Origin of the sequence: Micromonospora humida, assembly GCF_016901255.1 — a bacterium.
GTDB lineage: Bacteria > Actinomycetota > Actinomycetes > Mycobacteriales > Micromonosporaceae > Micromonospora > Micromonospora wenchangensis.
Window position 1 is genome coordinate 54,111 of the sequence record NZ_JAFEUC010000005.1, and the last position, 25,487, is coordinate 79,597.

At 71.6% G+C, this 25,487-nt stretch carries 23 protein-coding genes; 12 read left to right on the top strand and 11 right to left on the bottom strand.

The annotated features are described in order from the left end of the window. Positions 1-6 precede the first annotated feature (6 nt). The 7 genes from JQX11_RS12065 to JQX11_RS12095 all read right to left on the bottom strand — a co-directional run bounded on the left by JQX11_RS12065 (position 7) and on the right by JQX11_RS12095 (position 12,986). Entirely contained in the window at positions 7-5,937 is a 5,931-nt protein-coding gene (locus JQX11_RS12065) for an SDR family oxidoreductase (protein ID WP_204925066.1), read from the bottom strand. Further along, positions 5,934-7,370 carry an acyltransferase domain-containing protein gene (locus JQX11_RS12070; protein ID WP_204925067.1) on the bottom strand — a complete coding sequence of 479 codons (1,437 nt, stop codon included), beginning with the start codon at positions 7,368-7,370 and terminating at the stop codon, positions 5,934-5,936. Before JQX11_RS12070 ends, JQX11_RS12065 begins: the two co-directional genes overlap by 4 nt. 138 nt (positions 7,371-7,508) lie before the next feature. Next, positions 7,509-7,745: a DUF5988 family protein gene (locus JQX11_RS12075; protein WP_204925068.1), complete on the bottom strand. Its 237-nt coding sequence runs from the start codon at positions 7,743-7,745 to the stop codon at positions 7,509-7,511. Between the two features lie 81 nt (positions 7,746-7,826). Further along, positions 7,827-10,769, bottom strand: coding sequence for a helix-turn-helix transcriptional regulator (locus JQX11_RS12080; protein ID WP_307826172.1), 2,943 nt, complete (start codon positions 10,767-10,769; stop codon positions 7,827-7,829). Positions 10,770-11,379: 610 nt separating this feature from the next. Then, the gene (locus tag JQX11_RS12085; RefSeq protein WP_204925070.1) at positions 11,380-11,862 is read right to left on the bottom strand and encodes a hypothetical protein; all 483 of its coding nucleotides are present in this window, start codon (positions 11,860-11,862) and stop codon (positions 11,380-11,382) included. Beyond that, positions 11,862-12,380, bottom strand: a complete 519-nt coding sequence (locus tag JQX11_RS12090; protein WP_204925071.1) for a SigE family RNA polymerase sigma factor — start codon at positions 12,378-12,380, stop codon at positions 11,862-11,864. The genes JQX11_RS12085 and JQX11_RS12090 overlap by 1 nt, the downstream gene beginning before the upstream one ends. A gap of 126 nt (positions 12,381-12,506) precedes the next feature. Next, positions 12,507-12,986, bottom strand: coding sequence for a hypothetical protein (locus tag JQX11_RS12095; RefSeq protein ID WP_204925072.1), 480 nt, complete (start codon positions 12,984-12,986; stop codon positions 12,507-12,509). A 192-nt stretch (positions 12,987-13,178) separates the two neighbouring features. On the opposite strand from JQX11_RS12095, the gene JQX11_RS12100 reads away from it, so the two are divergent. From JQX11_RS12100 to JQX11_RS12120, 6 genes are all read left to right on the top strand, one after another. Beyond that, positions 13,179-13,484, top strand: coding sequence for a S1 domain-containing protein (locus tag JQX11_RS12100; protein ID WP_204925073.1), 306 nt, complete (start codon positions 13,179-13,181; stop codon positions 13,482-13,484). Positions 13,485-13,950: 466 nt separating this feature from the next. Beyond that, a complete protein-coding gene (locus JQX11_RS12105; RefSeq protein ID WP_307826154.1) occupies positions 13,951-14,631 on the top strand; it encodes a hypothetical protein in 681 nt (226 codons plus the stop codon). Positions 14,632-14,863: 232 nt separating this feature from the next. After that, a complete protein-coding gene (locus JQX11_RS33025; protein ID WP_269756844.1) occupies positions 14,864-14,986 on the top strand; it encodes a hypothetical protein in 123 nt (40 codons plus the stop codon). Between the two features lie 78 nt (positions 14,987-15,064). Beyond that, entirely contained in the window at positions 15,065-15,295 is a 231-nt protein-coding gene (locus JQX11_RS12110) for a hypothetical protein (RefSeq protein ID WP_204925075.1), read from the top strand. Positions 15,296-15,463: 168 nt separating this feature from the next. Next, entirely contained in the window at positions 15,464-16,966 is a 1,503-nt protein-coding gene (locus JQX11_RS12115) for a hypothetical protein (protein WP_204925076.1), read from the top strand. An 83-nt stretch (positions 16,967-17,049) separates the two neighbouring features. After that, the gene (locus JQX11_RS12120; RefSeq protein WP_204925077.1) at positions 17,050-17,811 is read left to right on the top strand and encodes a DUF429 domain-containing protein; all 762 of its coding nucleotides are present in this window, start codon (positions 17,050-17,052) and stop codon (positions 17,809-17,811) included. A gap of 235 nt (positions 17,812-18,046) precedes the next feature. Here JQX11_RS12120 and JQX11_RS12125 read toward each other — a convergent pair whose 3' ends face one another. Continuing rightward, positions 18,047-18,667, bottom strand: coding sequence for a TetR/AcrR family transcriptional regulator (locus JQX11_RS12125; RefSeq protein ID WP_204925078.1), 621 nt, complete (start codon positions 18,665-18,667; stop codon positions 18,047-18,049). 118 nt (positions 18,668-18,785) lie between these two features. Between JQX11_RS12125 and JQX11_RS12130 the strand changes: the two genes are divergently transcribed. Further along, positions 18,786-19,571 carry an SDR family NAD(P)-dependent oxidoreductase gene (locus tag JQX11_RS12130; protein WP_204925079.1) on the top strand — a complete coding sequence of 262 codons (786 nt, stop codon included), beginning with the start codon at positions 18,786-18,788 and terminating at the stop codon, positions 19,569-19,571. Positions 19,572-19,767: 196 nt separating this feature from the next. Continuing rightward, positions 19,768-20,295 (top strand): DUF6244 family protein, encoded by a 528-nt coding sequence (locus JQX11_RS12135; protein WP_204925080.1) that lies wholly within the window; start codon positions 19,768-19,770, stop codon positions 20,293-20,295. Positions 20,296-20,327: 32 nt separating this feature from the next. Here the strand turns inward: JQX11_RS12135 and JQX11_RS12140 are convergent, their stop codons facing one another. Continuing rightward, positions 20,328-20,978, bottom strand: a complete 651-nt coding sequence (locus JQX11_RS12140; RefSeq protein WP_204925081.1) for a TetR/AcrR family transcriptional regulator — start codon at positions 20,976-20,978, stop codon at positions 20,328-20,330. Between the two features lie 48 nt (positions 20,979-21,026). On the opposite strand from JQX11_RS12140, the gene JQX11_RS12145 reads away from it, so the two are divergent. Together JQX11_RS12145 and JQX11_RS12150 are read left to right on the top strand one after the other, a co-directional pair. Further along, positions 21,027-21,683 carry a CatB-related O-acetyltransferase gene (locus JQX11_RS12145; protein ID WP_204925082.1) on the top strand — a complete coding sequence of 219 codons (657 nt, stop codon included), beginning with the start codon at positions 21,027-21,029 and terminating at the stop codon, positions 21,681-21,683. Then, the gene (locus tag JQX11_RS12150) at positions 21,680-22,585 is read left to right on the top strand and encodes a Vgb family protein (RefSeq protein ID WP_204925083.1); all 906 of its coding nucleotides are present in this window, start codon (positions 21,680-21,682) and stop codon (positions 22,583-22,585) included. The genes JQX11_RS12145 and JQX11_RS12150 overlap by 4 nt, the downstream gene beginning before the upstream one ends. Positions 22,586-22,604: 19 nt before the next feature. On the opposite strand, the gene JQX11_RS12155 is transcribed toward JQX11_RS12150, so the two are convergent. Further along, positions 22,605-23,399, bottom strand: coding sequence for an NAD(P)H-dependent oxidoreductase (locus tag JQX11_RS12155; protein ID WP_204925084.1), 795 nt, complete (start codon positions 23,397-23,399; stop codon positions 22,605-22,607). 144 nt (positions 23,400-23,543) lie between these two features. Between JQX11_RS12155 and JQX11_RS12160 the strand changes: the two genes are divergently transcribed. Together JQX11_RS12160 and JQX11_RS12165 are read left to right on the top strand one after the other, a co-directional pair. Further along, positions 23,544-24,392, top strand: coding sequence for a helix-turn-helix transcriptional regulator (locus JQX11_RS12160; RefSeq protein WP_204925085.1), 849 nt, complete (start codon positions 23,544-23,546; stop codon positions 24,390-24,392). 141 nt (positions 24,393-24,533) lie between these two features. Further along, the gene (locus JQX11_RS12165; RefSeq protein WP_204925086.1) at positions 24,534-25,046 is read left to right on the top strand and encodes a macro domain-containing protein; all 513 of its coding nucleotides are present in this window, start codon (positions 24,534-24,536) and stop codon (positions 25,044-25,046) included. Between the two features lie 109 nt (positions 25,047-25,155). Here JQX11_RS12165 and JQX11_RS12170 read toward each other — a convergent pair whose 3' ends face one another. After that, complete coding sequence (locus JQX11_RS12170; protein WP_307826155.1) at positions 25,156-25,410, bottom strand: hypothetical protein; 255 nt, start codon at positions 25,408-25,410, stop codon at positions 25,156-25,158. Between the last annotated feature and the right edge of the window lie 77 nt (positions 25,411-25,487).

Genomic DNA, 25,487 nt, shown 5'->3' on the forward strand with positions numbered 1-25,487 from the left:
CGGCGGTCAGGGAAGGGCCGGTTGGGGGGTGTCGGCGTGCGGCCGGATCAGCCTTCCGCTGTGGTCGGTGGCGTGCGCGCTGACCCCGGTGACGCGGGCCAGGACGTGGCCGTCGGGGGTGGATGCGGTCAGCGTGCCGTCGGCGAAGCGGCAGTGCAGGCGGATCGTCGGGTGGGCGGCGCTGAGCTGGCAGTCGTTGCCGGGTCCGCCGAGGTCCACGGTTTCGATGCCGGCCATCGGGCCGACGAGGGGTGGCCGGTCGCCGTGGGGTGGCAGGAGCAGCAGGTGCACCATGGCGTCCAGCAGGATCGCCGGTACGGTCATCCCGGCCAGGGCCGGGCCCCATGCCTGGTGGTCGAGGCGGAAGGTGGCGCTCGTGCCGTGGGGGCCGCGGGCGTACTCGCCGGTTCCGGCGAACGGGCCGCTGAGGGTGATCGGCAGGTCGGCGGAGTAGACCGGCATCGTGAAGTCCGGTTCGGGGCGGTGTGCCTTCTGGTCGGTCGGCGCGGGCAGTGCGGAGTGCCGGTCGGCGAGCACGACGGTCGTCTCGCAGAGCAGGTCGTTGAAGCGCAGGACCTTGCCGTTGCGGCCGATCCGGTTGGTGGTGATCCGGACCGCCACCACGGCCCGGTCCGGGGACCGGTCGGTGAGCCGGGCCTCCACCGTGATGGTGCGGGGTGGGCCGGCGGACCTGACGGTCACCGACGTGTGGCAGGCCAGGTCACGGAATCCGGTGACGGTGAGGTCGGAGCAGAGGTGTGCGGCGGCGCCGGCGGCGGCTTCGAGGGCGAAGGTGCCGGGCAGGACGTACTCTCCGTTGACGCGGTGGTGGCGCATCCACCGGCCGTCCTGCTCGGCGAGGGTGTGTGGTTCCCAGGTCTTGGTGAACACCGCCCAGCGGTGGCCACGCAGCAGGACACCGTCGAGCAGCGGCGTGGCCAGGGTCGGGTCGGGTGGGGTGGGTGGCGGCGCGTCCGGTACGGGCAGCGGCAGCGGGCCGCCGGTGGTGTCGGTGTCGATCCCCCGCTGTCCCAGCAGGACGCGTTCCTCGTCGCGGATGAAGAAGACCGCCGCCCCGTTGCCGGGTCGGGTCACCGCGTCGAGGAACTGGGCGGCGCCCTGTCTGCTGCTGATGTAGGCGTCCATCCGGTTGCGGCGCAGGGTCTCCTGCATGGCGGTGCTGCTGGCGACGCCGACCTCCCGCCAGCCGCTCCAGAGGATGGCGAGTTCGCGGTGTCCGTCGGGTGCGGTGCGGTCGGCCCAGGCGCTCGCGTAGGCCAGGTACTCGTTGACGGCGCAGTAGTCGACGTCTCCGGGGGCGGGGGCGAGGGTGGCCAGGGTGCTGAAGTTGCACCAGATGCGGGGGGGCCGGCCGGTCAGGGCCCGTTTGAGGTTGCGGTAGCCGGTGGCCTTGGTGGCCCGTACCGCCCGGAAGTCGGTCAGGGTCTTCGCGTGCAGGGCCCGGGAGCGTAGGTCGAGGACGGTGTTGATGAGCAGGTCGATGCGTCCGTGCCGGTCCATGATCTCGTCGAGGACGGCGGTGGTCCGGTCCGCGTCGAGGACGTCGCCGACGCGGTGGTGGACCCGGTCGGGTCCGCACAGTTCGGTAAGCCGGTGCACGGTCCGGCGTACCTCCAGGCGGGCCTGGGCACGTTCGTAGGCGTTCCTGAGGTCCCGCAGCGACGCGTCGGGGTGTTCGCGGCGTCCGGCGGCGATGTACGCGGCCTGGGACGGCAGTTCGTCGTCGGTGTCCGGTAGCGGGGTGCGGCCGATGACGTACAGGTGGGGCCGGTCGGTGGTGCGGGCCACGGCGTCGAGGAGTTCGGGGGTGATGCCCCGGGCCCCGCCGAAGGCGACCACGACCGCGCCGGGGGGCAGGGCGGGTTGCGGTGTCCGGTGCGGGGGCTCGTCGTCGGCGACGGCGAGTTCGTACCAGGTCTGTCCGCGGCAGGCGAGGGTGTGCGTCGGTACGCGGGCGGTCGCGGCCCGGGCCAGTTGTGCCAGTGCGGTCGGGGCGTGTGACGTGTCGGTGATCAGGGAGTTTCCGCCGCACTGCGGGACTTCGGCCCGTACGGAGCGGACGAGTCCGGTGAACAGCCCGGCGAGGGGGTGGGTCGTTGCCTGCGGTAGTGCGGTGAGCAGCACGGCGGCGAGTGATCCACCGGCCCGCAGGGCGGGCAGCGCGGCCTGGATGGTGGTGAACGCCAGGTCCTGGAGGTCCTCCAGGCGGGCGGCTTCGGTGTCGTCGGTGTCGTCGGCGGGGGTTTCGAGTCGGGTGAGGATCCGGATGTGGCGTGGCACGAACGGTAGGCCGGCCAGGGCGTCGGCGGTAGCGTCGGGCGGTACGTGGGTGGCGGCGTCGACTCCCGGCCCCGGTGACCAGATGGCGATATCGGGGCCGGTGACGGCGGCGGCGAGGTCCGGGGCGTCGGTGACCACGATGCTTCCGGCCGGGATCGCGGGTCCGTCGGGGTCCGGTGGGGTCAGCCGCCGCAGGTGGAGGGTCTGCCGGCGGCCGATGGGCTGCTCGGCGGGTTCCGGGACGGCCCCCTCGGGGTCGGGGCCGGTCGGTCCGGTGAACCGGATCGTGGGTGATCCGGGGGCGGCCGGTGACACGACGGTGCCGGTGCCGGTGACGACGCCCCGCAGCACCGCCAGCAGGGCGTCGAGGGCCAGGTAGGTGCGGTCGGTGCCGGCGGCGGCGGGCAGGGCGTGGGGCGGGTCGTCGGCGGTGCGTTCGGGTGTCGTGGTGAGGGTGCCCAGGATGGGTAGGCCGTGGTCCCGGGCGGTGCGGCGGCGGGCGACGGCGACGACGGCGGCGCCTTCGGCGACGGTGCGGCCCGCCGGTACGAGGGTGTCCAGGTGCGCGTCCCATCCGCTGATCGGTCGCAGGCTCACCGCGCCGACGAGGGCCAGGTCGCAGGCGCGGTGGCGGAGCTGGCGCAGGGCCAGGTCGAGGGCGCAGTGGGTGGAGTCGCGGTGGGCGTAGACGCTGGTGCCGAAGCCCCGGAAGTCGTAGTAGTTGGCGGCCCGGCCGGACAGGATGCAGGAGACGGCGCCGGTGAAGTCGTCCTCGTTGAGTTCGTCGGGAACGACGTCGCCGGCGTCGGCGAGGGCCTTGGCGAGGTACTCCCGCAGTGTCTGGGCCTGCCCGGGGTCGGGGAGCAGGTCGAATGTGGCGGCGCACTCCTGCGCGTGGACCCGCAGCGCGGCGCGGGCGTTGTGCGTCGTCGGCAGGCTCGCCCCGACCAGGATCGCGGTGCTGGGCCGCAGCGTGGTTCCCGGTTCGCCGAGGTCGGTCAGGAGCGGTCCGAGGGCTTGGAGCATCATCAGGTGGGCGGGGTCCATGTGCCGCATCGTGCGGGGTGGGATCCGCACGTCGAGGGGGGACGGCAGCGGGTAGGGGCTGCCGAAGCCGGGCTGCGGGGTGGGGCCGTCGCCGACGAGCCAGGCGGGCACCCGGTCGCGGTCAAGGCCGGGCAGGTGGGTGTTCCAGCCGACGACGACGAGGTCATCGGCGTCGGCGGTGCGGTCGATCACCGGCGGTCGGTGGGCGGGTCGGGCCGTCGGTATCCGGTCGGCGAGCACCACATGGGCGTCGGCTCCGCCGAGACCGAACGAGGACACCCCGACCATCCGCGGGCGGGCCTCGTCGACCGGCCAGGGTGCGTCGGTGACCGGGACCGTGAGTCGGGTGCCGTCGCCCAGCAGCGGGTGGGGGTCGGTGACGACGGTGTGGCCGGGGATCGTGCGGTGGGCGAGGGCGACCAGCGCGTGCGCCACCGACACGAGTCCGGCCAGGACACCGGTGTGGCCGAAGACCTGCTTGTTCGACGTCAGCAGGCACGGCCGGTCCCGCTCGCCGAGTCGTGCCAGCAGGGAGCGCAGTTCGACCTCGTCGCCGACGGGGGTGCCGGTGCCGTGGGCCACCACCCAGTCGACGTCTGCGGCGTCGACGCCGGCGTCGGCCCAGGCCCGGCTGATCGCCAGTTCCTGTCCCCGGGTGGCGGGCGCGTGGATGCCCTTGCCCCGGCCGTCGGCGGCGAGTCCGGTGCCGAGGACGACGCCGTGGATGTGGTCTCCGTCGGCAACCGCGCGGGCGTACGGTTTCAGGGCGAGCATGACGGCGCCCTCACCGATCAGTGTCCCGTCGGCCGCCTGGTCGAAGGGGCGGATCCGGCCACTGGCGGTGATGCCCTGGGCCCGGCAGAAGAGGGTGAAGCCGATCGGTTCGATCACCGAGGTGCCGCCGACGAGCGCCACGTCGCAGCTTCCCTCCCGGAGGGCTTTGACGGCGGCGTCGAGGCAGAACAGTCCGGTGGCGCAGGCCGCGTCGAGGGTCAGGTGCTGGGCGTCGGGCGGGATCAGGCCGCGCAGCGCGTTACGGGACACCGAGGCGGGCAGGTAGGCCAGGGGGTTGCCGCCGTCGCCGCCGTAGTGGGCGCTGATGGCGTGGTCGGCGAGTTCGGCCAGCCAGTCGTCGTCGCCGCTGCGCTGGATGGCGTCACGGATGAGGCGTCGGTACTCGTCGCCGAGGACGATGCCCTGCGTGCCGAGTCCGGTCTGGTCGTGGATGCCGGTGGTCGCGGCGAGCCACCGGTCGCCGGGCCGGCGGTGTACTCCGGTCAGGGCCTGGACGGTGCAGTGGCGCAGCCACCGGGTGGTGCGTGGCCAGCCGGGGTGTCCCAGGAACCCGTCGGGTTCGGCGACGGAGGCGGGGTCGGGAACGAACCCCTGCACGTAGCCGGCTTCCCGGATGTAGAAGCTGTCGGTGTCCGTCGCGCTGGCCGACCAGAAGTGCCGCAGGTCGAAGGCGGACGGTTCGCTGGCCAGCAGGGCGCCTTCGCGGAGCCGGTCGTAGAGGTCGGCGGGGTTGTTGGTGCCGGGTAGGACCACCCCGAGGCCGACCACCGCGATGGCGTCCGGGTCGTGTTCGGGGCCGGCCTGTGGGCTGTGCGGCTGCGGGTGACGGACCGGGCGTGGGGTCGCGGGGGCCGGTTGCGGTTCGGCGACGGCTCCGGTGGTCGACGGGGGTGGTTCGGTGCTGTTCCCGGTGGTCGACGGGGGCGGTTCGGGTACGACGGCGGCTGCGGTGGGGGGAGGCGACGGGGTTCGGGTGGGTACGCCGACCTGCGCGGCGAGTTTGCTGTGCAGTCGTAGGCCCTGCATGCCGCCGATGCTGATGCCGCCGTCGGCCACGAGAGTCTGCCCGGTGATGAATCCGGTGTCCGGGTGCAGGAGGTGGACGAGCAGCCGGGCCGCTTCGGGGGTGGAGATGGTACGACGTGTCAGGTCGCTGGCGCGTGGCGAGTCTCCGAGCGCGGCGGCCGGGTCGTCGAGGTTGACGACGATCTCGCTGGCCACGGAGCCCAGCAGGACGGTGTTGACCCGGATGTCGTGGTCGGCCAGTTCCAGCGCCAGGTACCGGACGAGGGACTCCAGGGCGGCTTTGGTGACGCCGCCGGGACCGTAGCCGGGGACCGGCTGGTGGGCGCCGACGCTGGACAGGCAGAGAATGGCTGCTCCCGGGCGGCCGACCATCAGCTCGGCGGCCCGGCGGGAGCAGTGGTAGGCGCCCATGACGTTGGTGGACCAGGCCCGCTGCCAGTAGGTGTCGTCGACGTCGAACAGGGGCAGGAACGCGCCGCCGGCCGCGTTGTTGACGAGGAAGTCGAGGCCGCCGTGCCGCTGCCGGATCAGGTCGAACATCCGGTCGATCTCGCCGCGTTTGGCCACCGAGGCCCGGATGAACTCCGCGCTGAGGCCGGCCTCGGCCAGTTCTGTGCGCAGCAGCTCGGCCTGGTCGACGGAGTGGAAGTAGTTGACGACGACGTGTGCGCCGCAGGCGGCCAGCCGACGGACGATGTCCGCGCCGAGGCTCTTGGCCGCGCCGGTCACCAACGCGACCCGGCCGTGCAGGTCTGATGTGTCGGTCATCGGGCGGTCGCCTCCGCCTGCGCCTGGACGACGGCCTGCGCGATCCGCCGCAGGGTGCCGACGGTCAGCAGGGAGGTGTTGGCGCGCAGGTCCGGCAGGCCGTACCGGTCGGCGACCCGGCCGAGCAGGGCGACCTGCTTGAGCGACTCCACGCCCAGGTCGGATTCCAGGGCGTCGTCGTCGCCGAGCAGCTCCGGCGGGTAGCCCAGGTAGTCGCCGTACAGGGCGCGGATCTCGGCCAGGACCGTCGCGTACCGCCGGTCGGCGTCCGGCGCGGGCCGGGGTGGGTCGACCGTTACCGGGGAGGCCGGGGTCACCGGCGTCGGCGGCGTCAGGACGGACGGCGCAGCCGGGACGACCGGGGTGGTGGTCGCTACGGGTGGCGGTGCCACCACGGCGAGGGCCGGGACAGGTGACGCAGGCGCCACGGGTGGCGGGGACGCCGGGACACGCAGGGGTGCCGGCGTCCGCACCGGGGGTGGGGCGGTGTCGGTGCGGCTGGCGACCAGCGCCCGGACGGCCGCGACCGGGTCGTGTTCGCTCAGCGGTACGACCGCCTGGACGCCCGGGACCGACGCCTCGACGAACCGGGTGACGACCGGCCACTCCCCGCATTCGATGAACGTGTCCGCGCCGGCGGCGTGCAGGGCGCGGACCGTGTGCAGCATCCGGACCTGGGCGGTGAGTGCGCCGGCCACCAGCTCGACCGGGTCCTCGTCGCCGATGTCCCGGCCGAGCCATGGTGAGGACACCCGCCACCGTCCGCCGCCGTAGGAGACGCGGGGCGCGGAGGCCCGCAGGTCCCGGGCGGCCTGCGCGACCGCCGGGGTGTGGGTGGGGTGCGGGACGTCGAGGCGGACGCTGGGCCAGCCGAGCGCCTCGGCCACCCGTTCGGCCTCGTCGATCTGTTGTCTCGGTCCGCTGAGGACACTCTGTCGGGGGGTGTTTTCGCAGGCCAACACCAGGTGTGGGTGGCCGATCAGCCCGGCGAGTGACTCCGCCCGGCGGCCGTCGACCCCGACGGCGAGCATCGTGCCCGGCCATGCCTGCCGGGTCAGTGCCCGGGACCGGGCCACCGCCAGGCGTGCGGCGTCGCCCACCGAGACGTGTCCGGCGACGGCCAGGGCCCACAGTTCGCCGATGCTCTGTCCCACGATCGCCACCGGTTCGACGCCCTCGGCGACGAGCAGGTGGTACGTGGCGAGGCTGACCGCGAAGATCTCCAGGTAGTGCACCTCGGGGCTGTAGGGGCGTTCGCCGGCGGCGTCCTCGATCAGGCGGGTGCTGATGTCGGGCAGCCCCAACTCGCGGGCCGCCTTGTCGATCAGGGTCAGCGCCTCACGGACCGCTTCGTAGCGGTTGTGCAGGTCGCGCAGGGTGCCCGTACGGGGGGCAGCCACCGTGCCGGGCATGACGAAGACAGAATCCACCATGTGCGTCACCCTCGTTTCCATCCCGGTGGTCGGGCTGTGGTGCGCCGTGCCGGCGCAGGACAATCGACGACGTGCGAGGCGGTCCGGGTGCGGTCTCCCCCGGCCCGCGCCGCCCGGCCGGGGCAGGTTCCCCGCCGGTTACTCGGCGATGCGGGACCGGTACGCCCAGCGGAAGACGAGCGGCTCGGTGTCGCTGTCGTCGGGGCGTTCGAAGTGCTCGTAGCCACCGTTGTGCGGGATCTTCACCTTCGGCGCGTCCGGTGAGATCCACTGGCTGCGTAGCTCGGGTGGCAGGCTCGCCGGGCCGCCTTCGAGTGCGATCTGGATGGTGGCGTGGGGGGCTGTGGTGTCGTCCGGCTGGGCGGGGACGGTCATGCGGATAGCTTCCCCGGGCCGGACGAATGAGACATGCGTCAGCTGACGCAGAAAACCGCCTGAAGGTCGGCGAGTCATCCGTCATCGGGCGCCGGCGTTGCGCAGCACCTCCCGGGCGATCTGGTTGCGGCTTTGCAGCCCGAGCTTGTGCAGGGCGCGGGAGATGTGCGTCTGGACCGTGCGGCGGGTCAGGAGCATCGTGGCGGCGATCTCCGGCGTGGAGCGGCCCTCGGCGACGAGCACGGCGACGCGCCGTTCGGTGGCGGTGAGTGCCGCCCAGCCCGACACCGGCCGGGGCGCGCGGGGGCCGCTGACTCCCCGGCGTACTCCCCTGCCCCGTAGCCGCGCCTCGGTGCGACGGACGTCCCAGGTCGCGCCCATGCGGCTGTACAGGCCGATCGCCTCGGTGGCGGCCGCCCGGCACTCGTCGGTCGCGCCGTGGCCGGCCAGCACCACCGCGAGGTCTTCGAGGGTCGCCGCCAACTCGGTCCTGGGGCCGGCTGACCGGTAGTGCTGCACGGCTGTGCGCAGCGGCCCAGGGTCCTCGGTGGCCAGGCCCATGCAGCGTTGCCGCATGGTTGCGGCCCGCCCCGGTGTCTTCTCGGCCTCGGTCCACAGGCGCGTCAGGTCGAGGGTGGCCGTCACGGTCGAGGTGTCCGTGCAGGCCGACGCCATCCGGATGAGGTCCGCGAACCACGGGTGGTGGGGGCCTGTTCCGGTGTCGGGGCGGTGCTGCAGCATGGTGGCGAGCAGTGCGGCACCCCGTTCCGGTTCGCCCTGCTGTTCGGCGCGTACGGCCCGGGCCGCGAGGAGGAACCCCTCGCCGTCCTCGTCGGTGCTGCGGTCGGCCGGCACGTCCGGGTGGGAGTGCAGATGGGTTTCGGCGAGCGCGCGGTCGTCGCGCCGGACGGCGATCAACGCGGTGACGCCCCGTCGTAGCAGTGCGGGTCCCCCCCGGTGCAGGCCCGGATAGAACGGGCCGCAGGGGTCGTCCGCGACCGGGGTCAGCGCCGTCAGTGCCTCGTCCCAGCGGCCGACCCAGTAGTGCAGCATCGCCTGGGTGACGCCGATGGACCCGGCGGCGATGTCGTGGGCCCGGCGGCGGATTTCCCGGGACAGTCGCAGCACCCTTTCGGCTTCGCGCCACCGGGCCATGTTCTGCAGGCTCACGACGCGGCAGTGCAGGGCGAACATCTCCAGCTCCGGGTGGCCGGGGTGACCGACGAGGGCGGTGAGCGCCTGTTCGGCGTGCCGGAGTGCGGCCGGGTGGTCACGCCGGTCGGAGCGGGTGAGGGAGAGCACGACGCTGGCGCCGGCGATCGCGCAGTCGTCGCCGCAGCGGCGGCCGGCGTCGAGGGCCTCGCCGGCGAGGGTCTCGGCTTCGTCCGGCCCGCCGGTGCCGGCCCGGCTGATCAGGGCCAGGGTGCCCAGGAGGCGTCCGCGCCACGGTTCGGGTATCGCCGCCGGTCGGGTGAGCGCCTGTCGCAGGATCAGTTCGGCCTCGTCGGTCTTCCCGCTGTTGTTGAGCGCGCGGATCAGCAGCCAGTGCAGTTCGCCGTGCGCGTCCAGTCCGGTGGACGACGCGAGGGCCTCGCGGGCGCGGTCGGCGGCCTCCTCCCACCGGCCGAGCAGTTGCAGCGCGCGGGCCAGTGCGACGCTCAGCGCGGCCCGGTGCGGGTCGTCTGCGGGAAGCTGTCCGAGCTGGGTGCGCAGCAGCCGGACCGTGAGTGCCGGGTCGGCGTGCGTCAACGCGGGGGCGGATCTCTGGAGCCAGTCGGGCACCCACCGGTTCTCGACGCCGCCCGCCGCTTCCAGTTGGTGTGCCACGGTGAGCGGTTCGGCGGCTGCGGCGGCCAGCTCCCGGGCCAGGTCGAGGTGCAGCGCCCGGCGTAGCGGCAGCGCGACAGCGTCGTGCAGGGCTTGGCGGATCAACGGGTGGCAGAAGGTCATCCGCTGTCCGGAGCCGGCGAGGATGCGGGCTGCGACGGCTCTTTGCACCACGTCGGCGAGGGCCCGCACCGGGCGGCCCAGCACGACGCTGAGGTCGGTGACGGTGAACTCGGTGCCGAGCAGTGCGGCGGTCCGCAACACGTCCCCGGCGTCCGGTACCAGACCGAACCGGCTGGTCAACGCGGCGGTGAGGGCCGGGGGTATCCGCTCGTCGTCGTCACGCAGGTCCGCGTGTCCGGCCACGACCTGGACCAGGTCCTCCCGGGCCAGGACGGCGGCCAGCTCGTGCAGGTAGAGCGGGTTGCCGACCGCTGCGCCCGACCACCGGCTGAGGGTCGGGCCGGGTGGCGCTCCGAGTAGCCCGGTCAGCAGCTGCGCGACCTGCGTTTCGTCAAGCGGTGTGAGGCTCAGCAGGTGCTCGTGGCCCCGGCCGGCGCTGACCGGGGTGCGGGTGGGACGGGAGGGGTCCTGACGGTGTGCGGCGACCAGAAGCAGGGGCAGATGTTCGGCGCTGGCGGCCAGCCGCCGCCAGACCACGGTCGACGGCTCGTCCATCCAGTGTGCGTCGTCGACGATCAGGACGGTCGGGCCCGCCGCGCAGAGGTCGTCGACGAGGGAGACCAGCATGTCGGCCACGGCGGCCAGGGCCGATCCGGTGGCGGGGAAGACCGGCGGTCGGCCGAGCAGGGTCTGGGTGATGTCCGCCCGGGACGGATCGTCCGGCCGTTGGCGGACGCCGAGACAGGCGAGCAGGACGCTCAGTGGTGACTGATGGGAGAGTTGGTCGGCGACGGCGTGGAACACCTGGTGGCCGCGATCGGCCGCGGCTTGGGCGATGATGGTGAGCAGCGAGGTCTTGCCGATGCCCGGCTCACCGACCAGCCGGACCACCCCGCCGGTCCCCCGCGCCAGCCGGGTCAACGCTGTCTGCGTGAGGCTCAGCTCACGCTCTCGCCCGACCCATACCTCGGACCCGGATTCCGGGCCTATTCTCAGCATTCCCATCGGAGGTGAATTGCCGCCGAAGGTCTCTGCGGCGACGGACATCCTTTTTCCGGCCGAGCCGAAATCCATCACGTCGTATCGGCCGGCAATGCTCTATGGTGGCCGCTGGACCACGCCACAATGCACCGGCAGGCGAGCTGGACCGCCCTCCGCCAGATCAAATAAATGCCTGATATTGCGACTGAAAAACCGTATGATGAGCCATCCTCATGGGAAATGGTCGAAAAATCAAGGGAGGTTCGCCGGGTTCACCGCAGGCCACTGCACAGCGTCATCACCAGGGGGAGCACCGGATCGCACAATACGTTTCGGGCAGGTTAATTTATGTTGTTCGGTAGGCGCCTCGACGGCGGACAGACACAGCCACGCCACCGGGCAGGCCGTCATAGCGCCCGAAGGACGCGAGGTTCACGGGGTGAATTCACATCGTCATCGCCGAGGGGATTGCCGAATTCCTGCCCGCCTTCGCATCGAGTCCGGCGAGGTCGCCGAATCAGCACGCCGATCACCCTCGAAAGAGACTTGATCTCCCAAGGTCGAGTTCGATGCTACAGCGCCGCCCATCACATCCGATAGCCCTGAGTGAATCTTCACGCACCTTCGGTAACGAGTCCGGTGACGGCCCGGGTGCCGCACCGCCCGGGCGTCGAGGAACGCGGCCGGTGCGGACGGCAGGCGGTCAGGAGGTGCAGAACGGTGCCGGCCGGGTCAGGCCGAGTTCCCTACACTCCCATTCGGTGCCCTGTTCCTGGTACCGCCACCCCGCCTCGGCCGTGTAGTGGAACAGGTAACGGATGTCGCCGCCCGCCGGCCGCTTCACCTCGGCTGCCGCCCACGTCTGCACGCACTGCACACCGGTGGACGCGAAGGACCAGCCAGTCGGCAGTTCGACCAGGTCCCCGAGGGTGTCGATCGATGGACAGTCGGGTTGCCCGGGGTCGGCTACGGGAGGTGCCGACGGTCCGGGCCGGTGGTTGACGGCGAAGGCGACCGTACCGCCGACGGCGAACACCAACGCTGCGGCTGCGGCGCCGGTGGTGATGGTCGCCCGCCGTCGCAACTGCCGGGACCTGCGCAGGGTCCCCTCGTACAGGTCGGCGCTGCCGCCGTGCTCGCTCAGCTCGGACAGGGCCTGACGCAGCGGCCCGAGGTCGTCGGTCATCAGGCCTCCTCCATCACGGCCGAGAGCAGCTCGGGCGCGATCTCCCGCATCCGGGCCAACGCCTTGCTGGTCTGACTCTTGATCGTGCCGACCGAGCACTGCAACAGCTGCGCGGCCTCGGCCTCGCTGCGGTCCTCGAAGAAGCGGATCACCAGCACCGCCCGCTGGCGTGGGGTGAGCCGCGCGAGCGCCTGGTGCAGGGCGAGCTTGAGATCGGTACGGCCGGCGTGGTCACTGCCGGGCTGGGCCACGTCGGCCAGTTCCCCGGGAAGGGACTCGGCCACCCTGCGCCGCCGCCACCAGCTCACCTGCTGGTGGTACATCGCGGTACGGGTGTACGCCTCGAAGTGCCCCGGGTCGTGCAGCCGCCGCCGGCCCCGGTGGGTCCGGGCCAGTGCGTCCTGCACGAGATCCTCGGCGAGGTGCCGGTCGCCGGTCAGCAGGAACGCCGTCCGGAGCAGAGCCGGCGAGCGGGTCCGGACGAACTCCCGGAACTGGTCGTCGATCGAGTCCGCCATGCCCCGCTCGCATCCCCCGACGTGCCGGCACAGGTTGTCAGGGCACGACGGCGTCGGTGCGGCCGGCTGACTGTGGCGCACACCGTAGCCAGCGTGCGCCACAGCACGCAAACCCGGCCCCTGCGGTCAGCCGGAGATGCAGAACGGCGCCGGCTCGGTGAGGCCGAGGTCCCTGCAGTCGTATCCGCTGCCCTCGCCGTAGTACTTCCAGCCCGTACCGGCCGTGTGGTGGAACAGGTAGACGCCGTCACCGGTCTTCGGGCCCTGCGGGACGGCTCCCGCCCAGCCCTTCACACACTCGACGCGGCCGAAGGTCATCCCCTTCGGCAGCTCGATCAGCTTCTGCAGGTCGGTCCCTGAGGGACAGTCGGCGCTCGCGACACCCCCGGCCGCCTTGGCGGTGACGGTGGGCCTGGTGGCGGGGGCGCCGTCCGTCGGGGCAGCCGTGGCCGGCGCGGACACGGTCGAGCTGGCGCTGGGTGCCGCCGTGGCAGTCGCAGCGGGCGCGGATGCGGTCGCGTCGGCCCGGGGCGCCTCCGTGGCGGAACAGGCGGGTACGAACAGGACGGCGGCAGCGGGAAGCAGCAGGAAGCGACGTGCAGACATCTCCGGACCCCTATGGATCGTGGTGATCGTTGCGTACATCCGGGTACATGCGATCCACCGCCGGCAGGTTGCCGTCGATCGGAACTTTTTGTCGGGAGACGTCGGTGACGGTGCGTCGACCGTTGATCTTGCTCTCGCTGTCGTAGCCGCAGGAGCCACGGTGCAGGGTGTCCGTGTCCGCAGCCCCGCCGGGTGATGATCCGGCAGCGGCTCGCGCGGCAGTCACGCGCCCGGCCTCCGCCCAGCGATACGCTGGCGATCGTGTGCGATCAGGGTCTGCAGGACAGCGGCGTGGTGGAGACCTGGCACCCGGACGAAGGTTGGGGAACCATCGCCCTCGATCACACTGAGCTGATCGTCTGGGTGCACTTCAGCCACATCGTCGCGGGGCCCACGGAATACCGAAGCCTGACGCCGGGTCAGCGAGTGCGTTGCCGCTACGAAGTCCCAGGCCAGGACGGCTACCCCGCCCGGGCTGTCGACGTCGCCACCCGCTGAGCCGGCGCGACGTGCCAGCAGGGCTACCGGAACGACCTGTCGGTAACGCCGGCAGCCCCAGGATGGCGTCCACCGCCACTCGTCAGTCGGCCCAAGCCGGCCGGACGGCCGGTCACGGCAGCGGGTCCGACCTGATCCTGCGCGTCCACCGACGCGCCGCCGGTGCGCCACCCTGAGCACGGTCCGCGACAGATCCAGTTTTCGATGCGCGGTACCCCATTGTGCAAGGACGTTCGGGATGTCGCTGTCGGCCCGGCCCCTGCCGGTGGTCCGGCAACCCTCCGATGAATCCTGACAGCGACGGTCGAGCCGCCAGAACTTACACCGGTCGATAATCGATCTCAACTGATCCGGTCTTTGGACGGGATAAACTGTGTCGTCACAGGCGACCGTCAAAGCACCCGGTGCCGCGGAGGACACGATGACACCTCGACCGTGTACGGACGGCACGTTCCAACATCTGTCGGTGGATCTCGCTCTCGAACGCGCCGGGGAATACGGGTCTCGGGGGTTCACGCTTTGTTCGACTCCGGGGCGTCCGGTCTGGGGACATGACCAGTGCGCGATCGACCTCGCCTACGAGATGTACCGCAGCGACACGCACGTGAACATCACCGCGTTGCCGTCGTGTGTGGAGTGCCTGCGGGTGGCGGAGTTGTTGAAGGATCCCGATTCGGCACCGCCGCTGCATCGGAGGCCTCCCCCACCGGACTTTGCTTCGGGGTTCACCGGCGACGAGATCCGGATCGCCCTGCGCACCGACATCGCCACCGGTGCCTCGCCCGGCCAGGGGGCCGCCGTACATCTGCTGACCTTCACCGCGCTCCCCGACCAGCCGGGCTTCGGCGACCTCGTGCGGATCCTGGATCTGTTGTGGGACGACGAGGTCGTGCGGATGGGACGGGTCACCGATTGGGCGGCAGTGGTCGGATTCGCGGCGACCGCCGCCGTGCCGGACCGTGACCGGCAGATGGCCGCCGTTGCCGCGAGCCTCGCCGGCGGGCCACCGGCCGACCTCGGAGCCGCCACCAGCTCCGTCGACGACCCGACGGCGGCCCGTCGGATGGTCGAGGCGATCGCGATCGCCACGGGCCACGGCGACCGGTGGAGGCTCACAGAGGTACCCGCCCCGAGCGCCTACGCTTAACCACTGTCGGATGCCCTGCGGGCCGTCACGGAAGGCGTCGGGTGGCTGCCGCACAGGCAGGGTTCCCTCATCCGATCGCCCACCGCCAGGCGAAGGGGCCCCGTGGAGGCCTCCGCCGTGCTTCGACCCGGCCATGCACGCCGACCGCAACGTCGTCGGGCGCCACTTCAGTGAGCGCAGCTGAGTACGCCGACTCATGCCTGGTCGGGTCGGGCCGTCCACGCTGGACCGCATGACGTCTGACGGGGTCGGCTCGGGTCGGCGGGGTGGCCCGATCGTAGGCCTGGTGGTCCTGCTCTGGGTCGGCGGGCTGATCGCGGCAGTCGCCTGGTGGGTGAGCATCGGTCTGGAGTAGTGGAACGTCAGCAACGGCGACCAGCCCGGCACGCTCGCTGACCTCAGATACCGGGCGAGTCTGGCCCTGTTCGTCGCCATGGTGCTGGCGGTCGCCGGGCCGGCGGTCATCGCGCCCGTCGCGTACCGGCTACGGCTGGTCCGCACCGCTGTCGTCTTCCTGGTGCTGGCTGTCGTGATCGCCGTGCCCGTCCTGCCGTTCGCCGTGCGCGTCGGCCATGACCTCACTCCGGTGCCGAGAACGACGCCCGTCGCGCCGGAGCACTGTGTGGAATACAGCGGGGGCGACAACCGCTGTCCGGGCGGCTGACGGGAGCGGTTGCGTCGGACCGTCATGCCATGATGCCGTTCACCTCGACGGCATGGAACACGGCGGGATGGTCACGGTGACGGTTCGGGATGACACAACGATGGGCGGGGCTGCCGGTCGGTGGCCGTTGGCCTGCCCGCCCGGGCTCACCGTGCGGCGGTTCACCCCATGACCGGTTGGGCGCGACTGCACGTCAGCTACTGCCAGTACGAGGTGGTCACCCTGCCCGGCGGGGACGGCATGCCCATCTACACCGTCGGCGACGACCTCCTGCACGTGGGCGGGCCGCATCACGTCACCGGTTTCTGCGGTATCCACACGGGTGAGATCGAGGCACGCCTGCGGGTGCTGTCCGGCCCGCCGACGGAGGTCGACGCGGGTTGGGACGCGATCAGTGAGGCGACCCTCTGGAGTCCCAGCGGCCGGTTGTCGGTGGTCGGCCTGATGAGCGGCTCCGCGGAGAACCTCGACGACGTCGCCGTGCCGCGCGGGCTGATCCGCGTACGGGTGCACGCCCGCCGCCGCCTGCACGAGGGGGTACGCACCGACGACGATCTACCCGAGCAGCACGAGCTGCACGTGTGGGCGGTGGGCGAGCAGACGCCGTACCGCACGGTGCTGGCCGACCCGACGGCACGCCGTTGGGAGCAGAAGCCGGCGGAGGCGGCCGAGTGGGCGATGCTGTCCCTGGTGCCGCGTCCGTCCACCCGGCCGGCGGGGATGCCGCCACGTCCACCCGACCCGTACGAGGACGACACCGGACTCGCCCGGGTGACGGTGGTCCGCCACCGGCCCGCACCGGTGACCCTGCCGGTGGGCGTGCTGCCCGTCGGTGACCTGGAGGTGCGCCTGGACCGGGTCGACGCGGAAACCCTCAGGTGGTCGTGGGCGACCGCCGAGTCACCGATCTTCCCCGACCCGCTGACCACCGTGCCGGACAACGAGCCCAGCACGGTACGGCTGACCACCGGGCCCGACGGCGTCACGCTGCGGCATGAGGGGGTACGGGGCCGGCACGCCGTCGCCCTCGGCCTGATCTGGGACCACCTGCTCGACGGCACCGGGACACTCCCCTGGACGGAGACCCTGCGGGGACAGGCCGCCGAGGCGACCGCACAGGCCGAGAAGCTCCGCCGGCTCCGGGCCGAACGGGAGGCCGAACGTTGGGGAGGTGCTCCCCCGTCGGATCGTGTCCGCAGGCTCCTCGGACACGCGCAGTCACTGGCACGGATCGACCGCCGGTTGCTCGACCGCATCGAGGCGCTGCCCGCCGATCGCCAGCGGGAGATGGCCTGCTGGGCGGCCCGCCGCGCGATGCGGGTGGCCGGGCTGGAGCAGATCGGCTGGATCGCCGATGCTCTCGCCGCCGCCGAGGCCGGTCGTCCACTGCCCCGCGCCTTCACCGAGCAGCACGGTGCCGCCGCGTCCCGCCGTCTGTTGTCGGACCCTGAGGTGCCCCGTACCATCATTCCCTTCGCACCGAGCCCGGCGGCGTACGGCCGTCTCGGCATCACCGGGATGCTCAGACAGGCTGTCGCGTTCCCCGCCCTGGTCGCGTTGGCCCAGCACGACCCGCTGGCCGCCGCGATCGACGCCGTCCGCGACGCGGCGATCGCCCACGGCGAAGACCTCGACCGCTTCCTCACCGAGGCCCACGCCGCTCTACCCTGAAGCGACCCACAGACATGTGGTCGACCGGCGCGGAACGACGTGATGAGCGATCGGGAATCCACCGTACCCAGTAGGTTCGGCAGATGCTGACGGCGGGAATCGATCTTGCAGCGGAGGACACCAACACCGCCGTGGCCTGGATTCGCTGGACCGGGACCACAGCGGTGCTGGAGGAACTGGTTATCGGGGCCGACGATGACGAGCTTCTCCGGGCGGCGTCGACGGCCGACAAGGTGGGGATCGACTGTCCGTTGGGGTGGCCTGCGCCGTTCGTGGAGTTCATCGTCGCCCACCACCGTGGCGAGATGGTCACCCCCACCGATCTGATCGGGCGCGACTGGCGCCGCAGCCTGGCCTGGCGTCACACCGACCTGGTGACCCGGGAGGTGACGGGTCGCAACCCACTCAGCGTCGCAGCGGACCGGATCGCACACACGGCGATGCGATGTGCCGGTCTCCTGGCGCGGCTCGCCGCAGCTGGGCAACCCGTGGACCGCAGCGGCTGCGGAACGGTCATCGAGGTCTACCCGGCAGCGTCGCTGAGGCACTGGGAGCTGCCGAACCAGCGGTACAAGGGACGACGCAACAACGGTGCGCTGAACGATCTGATGGACCAACTGGTGGCCGCTACGCCGTGGCTGCAGCTCGGCGAGTTCGAATCGGCGTGCCGGCACAGCGACCACGCAGTGGACGCTGTCGTCGCTGCCCTCACCGCGCGTGCGGCTGCCATCGGGCACGCCACCCGCCCCGGTCCCGCCGAACTGGCGAGCGCCGTCACCGAGGGTTGGATCGCGCTACCGACCGCACCGCTGACCGACCTCGTCACCGCAAGCGCGACGGATTGACGGCAGCGCGGCCAAGGTCCAGTCCAGCCCCGGCCCTGTTCCGTCACTGGTGAGCGAGCACCTGCGGCGTTGGTACCACTACCCAGCACCCGGTGTTGGTGCACGTCGACGACGCCGCTGCGCCACTTCCTCTAAATCGTCCTAGGACATTGCTTTGCGGCGGGGTGTTCCCGTTGCGGCTGTCGAGGGTGAGGATCTGCGTCATCGGCGATCAGGTGGGTGAGGCCCGGCCCGGTCAGGTCTGGTAGCGGGCGCACATGGTGTTGACCGCTTCCCGCACAGCGTGTTCGATCGCGGTCCGCTGCGGTGCCCAGTCGGTGAGCAGGAGCGTGGGCCAGAAGACGAAATTGGAGATCATCCCGAGGAACTGGGTCGCGGCGAGATCAGGGTCGTCGACCTTTGCCGAGCCGGCCCTGTCGGCGGCGACGAGGTAGCGGCTGACCGACTCGAAGTAGGGCATCTTTCCTCGGCTGAACTGCGCCTCGCCGAGTTCGGGGAAACGCGGCAACTCTGCGATGACGATGCGGAACAGCGCGGTCATCCCCGGGCGGGTGAGCAGTTCGACGTACCGGTGACCGATCGTGGCCAGGCCGGCCTCCAGGTCCTCGGCCGACGGCTCCGGTGCGTCGGCGTCCTCGACCTGCCAGGACTCCGTCACGATCGCGTCGAAAAGCGCCGCTTTCGTCGGGAACTGCTTGAAGAGCGTGGCCTTGGAGACCCCGGCCGCCTCCGCGATTCTGGCGAGGGAGGTTCCGTCATAGCCGGAGGCCAGAAACAGGCCGGTGGCGGCCGTGAGGATGGCCGCGCGCTTCTCCTCGGCGACGCGCCTGTGGTACGCCGACGGCTCGGTGCTCATGGATCCCAGTATGCCCGAAGGCGAGGTGAGTCACTTGACTCATCTTACCGTCGGCCGTAGCGTCGGGTGGTGAGGTGAGCCGGTCAGCTCACCAAATTCACTCCTCGAAGGACATGCCATGTCACGGTTCACCAACCAGACCGCACTGATCACCGGCGGCACCGGAGGACTCGGCGAAAGCCACGTCCGGACCTACCACGCCGAGGGCGCGAACGTCGTCATCGGCAGTACGGCGGGAAGCCTGGGCAGGGCCACCGACCTCGCCGCGGAGCTGGGCGAACGGGCCGTCGCGGTCCGCCTGGACGTCGCCCGTGAAGACGACTGGACAACCGCCGTCGCCGCGGCCGAGCACACCTTCGGCACGCTGACGATCCTGGTGAACAACGCGGGTACCCAGAACCCCGCCACCACGATCGAGTCCACCGACCGCGCCCTCTGGGACCGCACCTTCGCGATCAACGTGACCGGGCAGTACCTCGGCATCAAAGCCGTCACCCCGGCGATGCGACGAGCCGGCGGCGGCGTGATCGTGAACATCGGTTCGACGATGGCGTACGGCGGCACCGCCCGCTACGCCTCCTACGTCGCGAGCAAATGGGCGATCCGGGGCCTGACCCTGAGCGCCGCACTCGAACTGGGTCGGGACAACATCCGGGTGAACGTCATCCACCCCGGAGTCGTCTCGACCAACCTCATCCACGAACCAGCCGCGCCCGGCGAACGGCCGATCTCCGACTTCTACGACCCGGGGCCCTACGCGATCCCCCGCCTCGGCGACCCCGCAGACGTCAGCGCGGCGCTGCTCTACCTCACCTCACCGGACGCGTCGTTCGCGACCGGAACCGAACTGGTACTCGACGGCGGCCTGCTGCTGGGTCCCGCCCTCCCGATCGGCGTGGCCTGACTGGAGCGCGCCCACGAACGTGGTGGGTTCCTGAGCCGCCGGTCGCGACGAACGTCCCGCGATCGCGCCCACGGTCTCGACGCTTCGGGCACGGCAGCATGTGTCGGACTCCTGCTGCTGTCTCTGGTGGCCGTGGAGTGCCTTCGGTAGCGTCGGGTGCACCCGTTCGCCGTTCTCGATTGGGGATGCCGCTTCGATGTCAGCCGTTGAGAGAATCACTGGTGAGCTGCGCGCCCTGATGGCCGGCGTCGAGCGGGCCCAGGGGTTGACCGCCGCCGCCGACCGGCAGGCGCAGGAGGTGGCGCTGCGTGCCGCGGGCGCCGGCTTCCTCGCCGTCGCCGCAGGGGTGGCCCGGGTGCGAAGCGCCCTCACCGATGCCCAGGGCGGTCTGGGGCGGCTCGAAGGTTCGATCGGTGAGGCGACGAAGGCCGTCGCCGCCGTACCCGAGCAGGCCACCCCGCAGGAGACGATCGCCGCGCTGACGCCCGTGCAGAGCGCCGTCGGCACCGCCCGCGACGCGGCCGGCGGTGCCATCACCCGGATCGGTGAGACGCAGCAGCTCGTCACCACGGTCCTGCAGGGTGGCCAACCCGGACCGCTGCTACAGGCCCTGGACGGCATCAAGCAGGTCCTGATGCAGGTCGTCGCCCGCACCAACGGCGCACGGCAGGCCGTCGAGGAGGCGATCGCCGAGGCGCAACGGGTGGGATCAGCGGGTAACTGATCACCCCGGCAAGGGCCGGCATGGTCGAACCACTACGGCGTGGTCGACCTCGCCGGGCTGCTGAAGGCGCCGGCTCGGGCGGCGGTGGCCGCGCCGCGGGCGACACGGTCGGGAAGGTCCGCCTCCGTCGTCGCCCGCAGAAGCAGGAGCTCGTGGTACAGCGGGGCGGTGGTGGCGATGAGCAGCTGGCGCGCATCGGTGTCCGGCGGAACCTCACCCCGTTCGACGGCGCGGCGGGTGATATCGGCGCAGCGGTCGTACCGGCCGGCCCAGAAGGCGCTCAGGGCCCGGGCGGCCCGCTCGGACCGGAACGACGCGGCGATCAGCGCGACGGTCACCGGGTCGGTGGTCAGTGCGGTGTAGACCTCGTGGTTGACCGCGACCAGGTCACCTTCGAGCGATCCCGTGTCGGGCGGACACCAGGCGTCGGCCCCCGCCTCGTCGAGGACGTCGGCCAGCAGGCCACCGACGTCCCGCCAGCGCCGGTAGACCGTCGTGCGGTGGACACCCGAGCGTTCGGCGACCACCTCGATGCTCAGGGAGTCGTAGCCGTGCTGCACCAACTGGGCGAGCGCGGCGTCGAGGACGCGGCGGCGGACCGCCGCGCTGCGCCCGCCGGGTCGACGCGTGGGGGCGGTCACCGTCTCGTCAGGATGATCGCTTGTCGGTGGGGGCGACGCCATGCCACGATGTTATCGCTACATCCGTAGTCTTAACGAGCGAGGTTCCCCATGACGCCCGACCCGACGGCCCTTCACCCCGTGGCGGCGCATCCCCGTGTGGTGTTCCTCAAGCCGCTGGTCACCTCCCCCAAAATCGTCGTCGGGGACTACACGTACTACGACGATCCCGACGATCCGACCGGCTTCGAGCAGCGCAACGTGCTCTACCACTACGGACCGGAACAGCTCATCATCGGCCGGTTCTGCGCGATAGCGGCAGGAACCCGGTTCCTGATGGCCGGCGGCGACCACCCGGTCGTCGGCCCGTCCACCTTCCCGTTCACCCTCTTCGGCGGCGAGTGGGCCGAGCGGACCCTCGACGTCGTGCTCACCCTGCCCAGCCGGGGCGACACCGTCGTCGGCAACGACGTGTGGTTCGGTCACCGCGCCACGGTCATGCCGGGCGTACACATCGGCGACGGGGCGATCATCGCGGCCGGCGCGGTGGTCACCACCGACGTCGCGCCCTACACGATCGTCGGCGGGAATCCGGCGCGACCGATCCGGCAACGCTTCAGCGACGACGACGTCCACCGGCTCCGACGGGCCGCGTGGTGGGGCTGGCCCGCCGACCTGATCACCCGGCACTCCCGCACCCTGATGACCGGCACGCCCGCCGAGATCGAACGCACCGCCATCGAGTACGGACTGGAGCGAACCCGGTGACCTCCGTCCTCATCGAGGAACACCCCGTGACCGACGCCGGCAGCGGCCTGTACGGCGTCACCACCGGACCCGACGACGCGCTGTGGTTCACCCTCGCCCACAACGGCCGGGTCGGACGGATGGTCCCGGGCGCGCCACCGACCACCTACCTCGTCGATCCCGCCGGGCAGCCCACGATCATCGTCGCCGGGCCCGACGGCGCGCTGTGGTTCACCGAGTCGCGGGCCCACCGGATCAGCCGGATCACCACCGACGGCGACACCACCAGGTTCCCCGTACCCAGCCGTGGCGGCGGCCCGTACGGGATCGCCCCCGGGCCCGACGGCGCCCTGTGGTTCACCGAGATGAACGCCGACCGCATCGGCCGGATCACCACCGACGGCGCGGCCAGCGAATTCCCGCTCCCGGTCACCGGCGCCTATCCGTCGGCCATCACGGCCGGCCCCGACGGCGCCATGTGGTTCACGATGAACCAGGCGAACGCGATCGGCCGGATCGACATGGCCGGCACCGTCACCGTGCATCCGCTGCCCACCGACGCCGCCGCCCCCGTGGGGATCACCGCCGGCCCGGACGGAGCCGTCTGGTTCGTCGAGATCGCTGCCGGCCAGATCGGCCGGATCACCCCCGACGGCACGATCGACGAGTTTGCGCTACCGGACCGCGCCGCCCGCCCCCACGCCGTCACCACCGGTGGCGGCGGCGACCTGTGGTTCACCGAGTGGGCGGGCAACCGGGTCGGCTCCATCACCACCGACGGGACGATCGAGGTCCATGACCTGCCCACCCCGCGCTCCGAGCCGCACGGCATCGCCCTCGGACCCGACGGCGCCCTGTGGACGGCCCTGGAGAACGGCACCCTGGCCCGGATCAGCCCCGCAGGTCGTTCCCGCGCGGTGTGAGGTCATCGACGGTGACTGTTCATCGCCCTGGCGGCTGGTCCCGCACATGCAGGCTGAAACCGCTGCGGCCGGCCGTCTCCAGGCCCTCCTTCAACCGCAGTGACGGCACCTCGTAGTCACCGAAGTTCTGCCGCCGGAACGCGATGGGCGCGGTGGTCTCCAGCGTCAACAGTCGTTGCTTCCACCTTGTCGCGGCGTCCGCGAACGTGTCTTCGGAGATCCTGTCGGCGCCGTACAGCACGAACGGCGGCAGCACCTCCAGGCCCGGGTAGAAGAGGATCCCGTGGTGGATCGGGAACAACAGGTCCTCGATCGGGCCGTTGATCCCGCGATCGGTGTAGTGCGACTGCGGGCCGCCAACGGTCACCGAGAGGATCGCCCGCCGGCCGAGCAGCGTCCCCTCACCGTAACGCTCGCCGTGGCGGGTCTCGTCGTGCACGCCCACTCCGTAGGCGAAGTGGAAGGAGAACACCCGGTCCACCCAGCCCTTGAGGATGGCCGGCATCGTGTACCACCACAGCGGGAACTGGAAGATCACCGTGTCGGCCCAGAGCAGTTTCTCCTGCTCTGCCGTCACGTCGGGGGTGAGCGCGCCGGCGTCGTACGCCCCACCCGAACTCCGTACCACCCGCAGCGGGCTGGTGGCGTACCCGCCGAAGTCGGCCGCGTCCACGGCGGCCTTCCAGTTCATCGCGTACAGGTCACGAACCTGTACCTCGTGACCGGCGGCCTCGAGGGTGGACACCGCGACATCCTTCAGCGAACCGTTCAGCGAACGCGGCTCCGGATGGGCGTACACGATGAGGGTATTCACGGCTGGTCCTTTCGACGGCGTGTGTCGCCACCCATGCTCGACGGCCGGGAGCGCGCCGTTCAGGGACGCGCGTTCCGTCGGACCGGACTTCCTGGTACTGGCAGGACCACCCGCCCGCCTGTCGTCGCAGCGATACTGGAGGTCATGGACGATCTCGCGGGCTTCCTGCGTAGCCGGCGCTCCCGGGTCGACCCGTCGGTCGCCGGCATCCCGACCGACGGCCGACGCCGCGTCGAGGGGTTGCGTCGCGAGGAGGTCGCCCACCTGTCCGGGGTGAGCGTCGACTACTACGTACGCCTGGAGCAGGGCCGCGCCACCCAACCGTCGGAACAGGTCCTCGACGCGCTCGCCCGGGTCCTCGGACTCGACGAGACCGAACGCGGCCACCTGCACCGGCTGGCCCGGCAGCGCCGCCGTCGCGACAGGTCACCCGGCGGTCGCCCCCGGGCGGAGCTGCTGCGCGTACTCGACCTGATCATCGACGCGCCGGCCCTGATCATGGACCACCGGATGGACGTGGTGGCCGGGAACCGCCTCGCCGGACTTCTCTACGGCCGCACCCCGACGGGCCTGAACACCGCCCGGCACATCTTCCTCGAGGAAGCCGAGCGTGGTCTCTACGCGGAATGGGAGAAGTGCACCCTCGACGTGGTCGGGCACCTTCGGCTGGCCGCCGGCAAGCACCCCGGCGATCCGCGCCTGGCCTCGCTCATCGGCGAACTGTCCATGGGCAGCGAACGCTTCCGCCGGCTCTGGGCCCGCGCGGACGTGCGCGCCCGCACCCATGGCCGCAAGGCCTTCCGGCACCCGCTGGTCGGACTGCTGGAACTGCACCAGGAGAACTTCGCCCTGCCCGACGGATCGGGCACGGAACTGATAGTCATGTCGGCGCCGCCGGAGAGCTCCGCCGAGGACGGGCTACGCCTGCTGGCAGCACTCGACGACGGCGGACACCCCCGGGGGAACGGACTGCGGGTCACCAGTTCGACATGAACCGCGCGCCCATCCCGTCCCACAACGCCCAGGTGGGTCGTACCGGCCCGAGCTGCCCTGTCGTCGGTGCGGTGGTCGGTGGTCGCCGTTACCGGAGCGGTCATGACGTCGCGGTCGCCTGAGGTGTGCCAGGATTCTGCTGTGGTGACGATCGAGGTGGTGCTGGGCGACATCACGCGGGAGAACGTGGACGTCATCGTCACGGCCGCGAACGAGTCGCTGCTGGGTGGCGGTGGTGTCGACGGGGTGATCCACCGCGCCGCCGGTCCTCGGCTGGCCCGGGCCGGGGGCGCGATCGGCCCCTGCGAGCCGGGTGATGCGATGCCGACGCCGGCGTTCGACCTCGACCCGCCGGTGCGGCACATCATCCACACGGTCGGACCGGTCTGGGAGGGCGGCGGCCACGGCGAGGACGAAGTCCTGGCCTCCTGCTACCGCAGGAGCCTGCAGGTCGCCGACGAGCTCAACGCCCGGACCGTGGCCTTCCCGGCGATCGCCACCGGAGTGTACGGCTTCCCTCCCGAACGGGCCGCGCAGATCGCCGTGGCGACGATCAGGTCAACACCCACGAACGTGCGACGGGTACGCCTCGTCGCCTTCGACGACGACACCAGTGACCACCTGCACGCGGCGATGGCTGGCACCGCCGGCTGACCCGTGGGGCAGGAAGCGTTCCGGCGGTCGCCGCCCTCTCCGCTGCGCTCGACGGCCGACGTCGTCTGCGCCTGAAGATCAGGACCACGGTGCATCCCCGACAGGGGCGTCAGTCGTCGGCGATGTGTCCGGTGCCGGGGTCGACCATGCCCAGGAAGCCACGGATGTTCCTGACGTGCTCGTCGGGCGACAGGTCAGCCGTCGGGCTCACACCGAAGCCGTAGCCGGGATCCGGCCCGCTGAGCCAGGTGTAGTCGGTGCCGCCGAACCCGTTGGCACGGAGGGCGAAGGTCTCCCCGTCGACCTCGACCGTGCGGGACGTGTCGCCGGCGGAGCCTTCGGTTCCGGGGTGCAGACCGGGCACGGCCGCAGGGTCCGCCGCTCGACCGCCGTCGCCGTCAGGGTAGATCGCCTTCACACCGTCATCATGGCGGGTCCGCT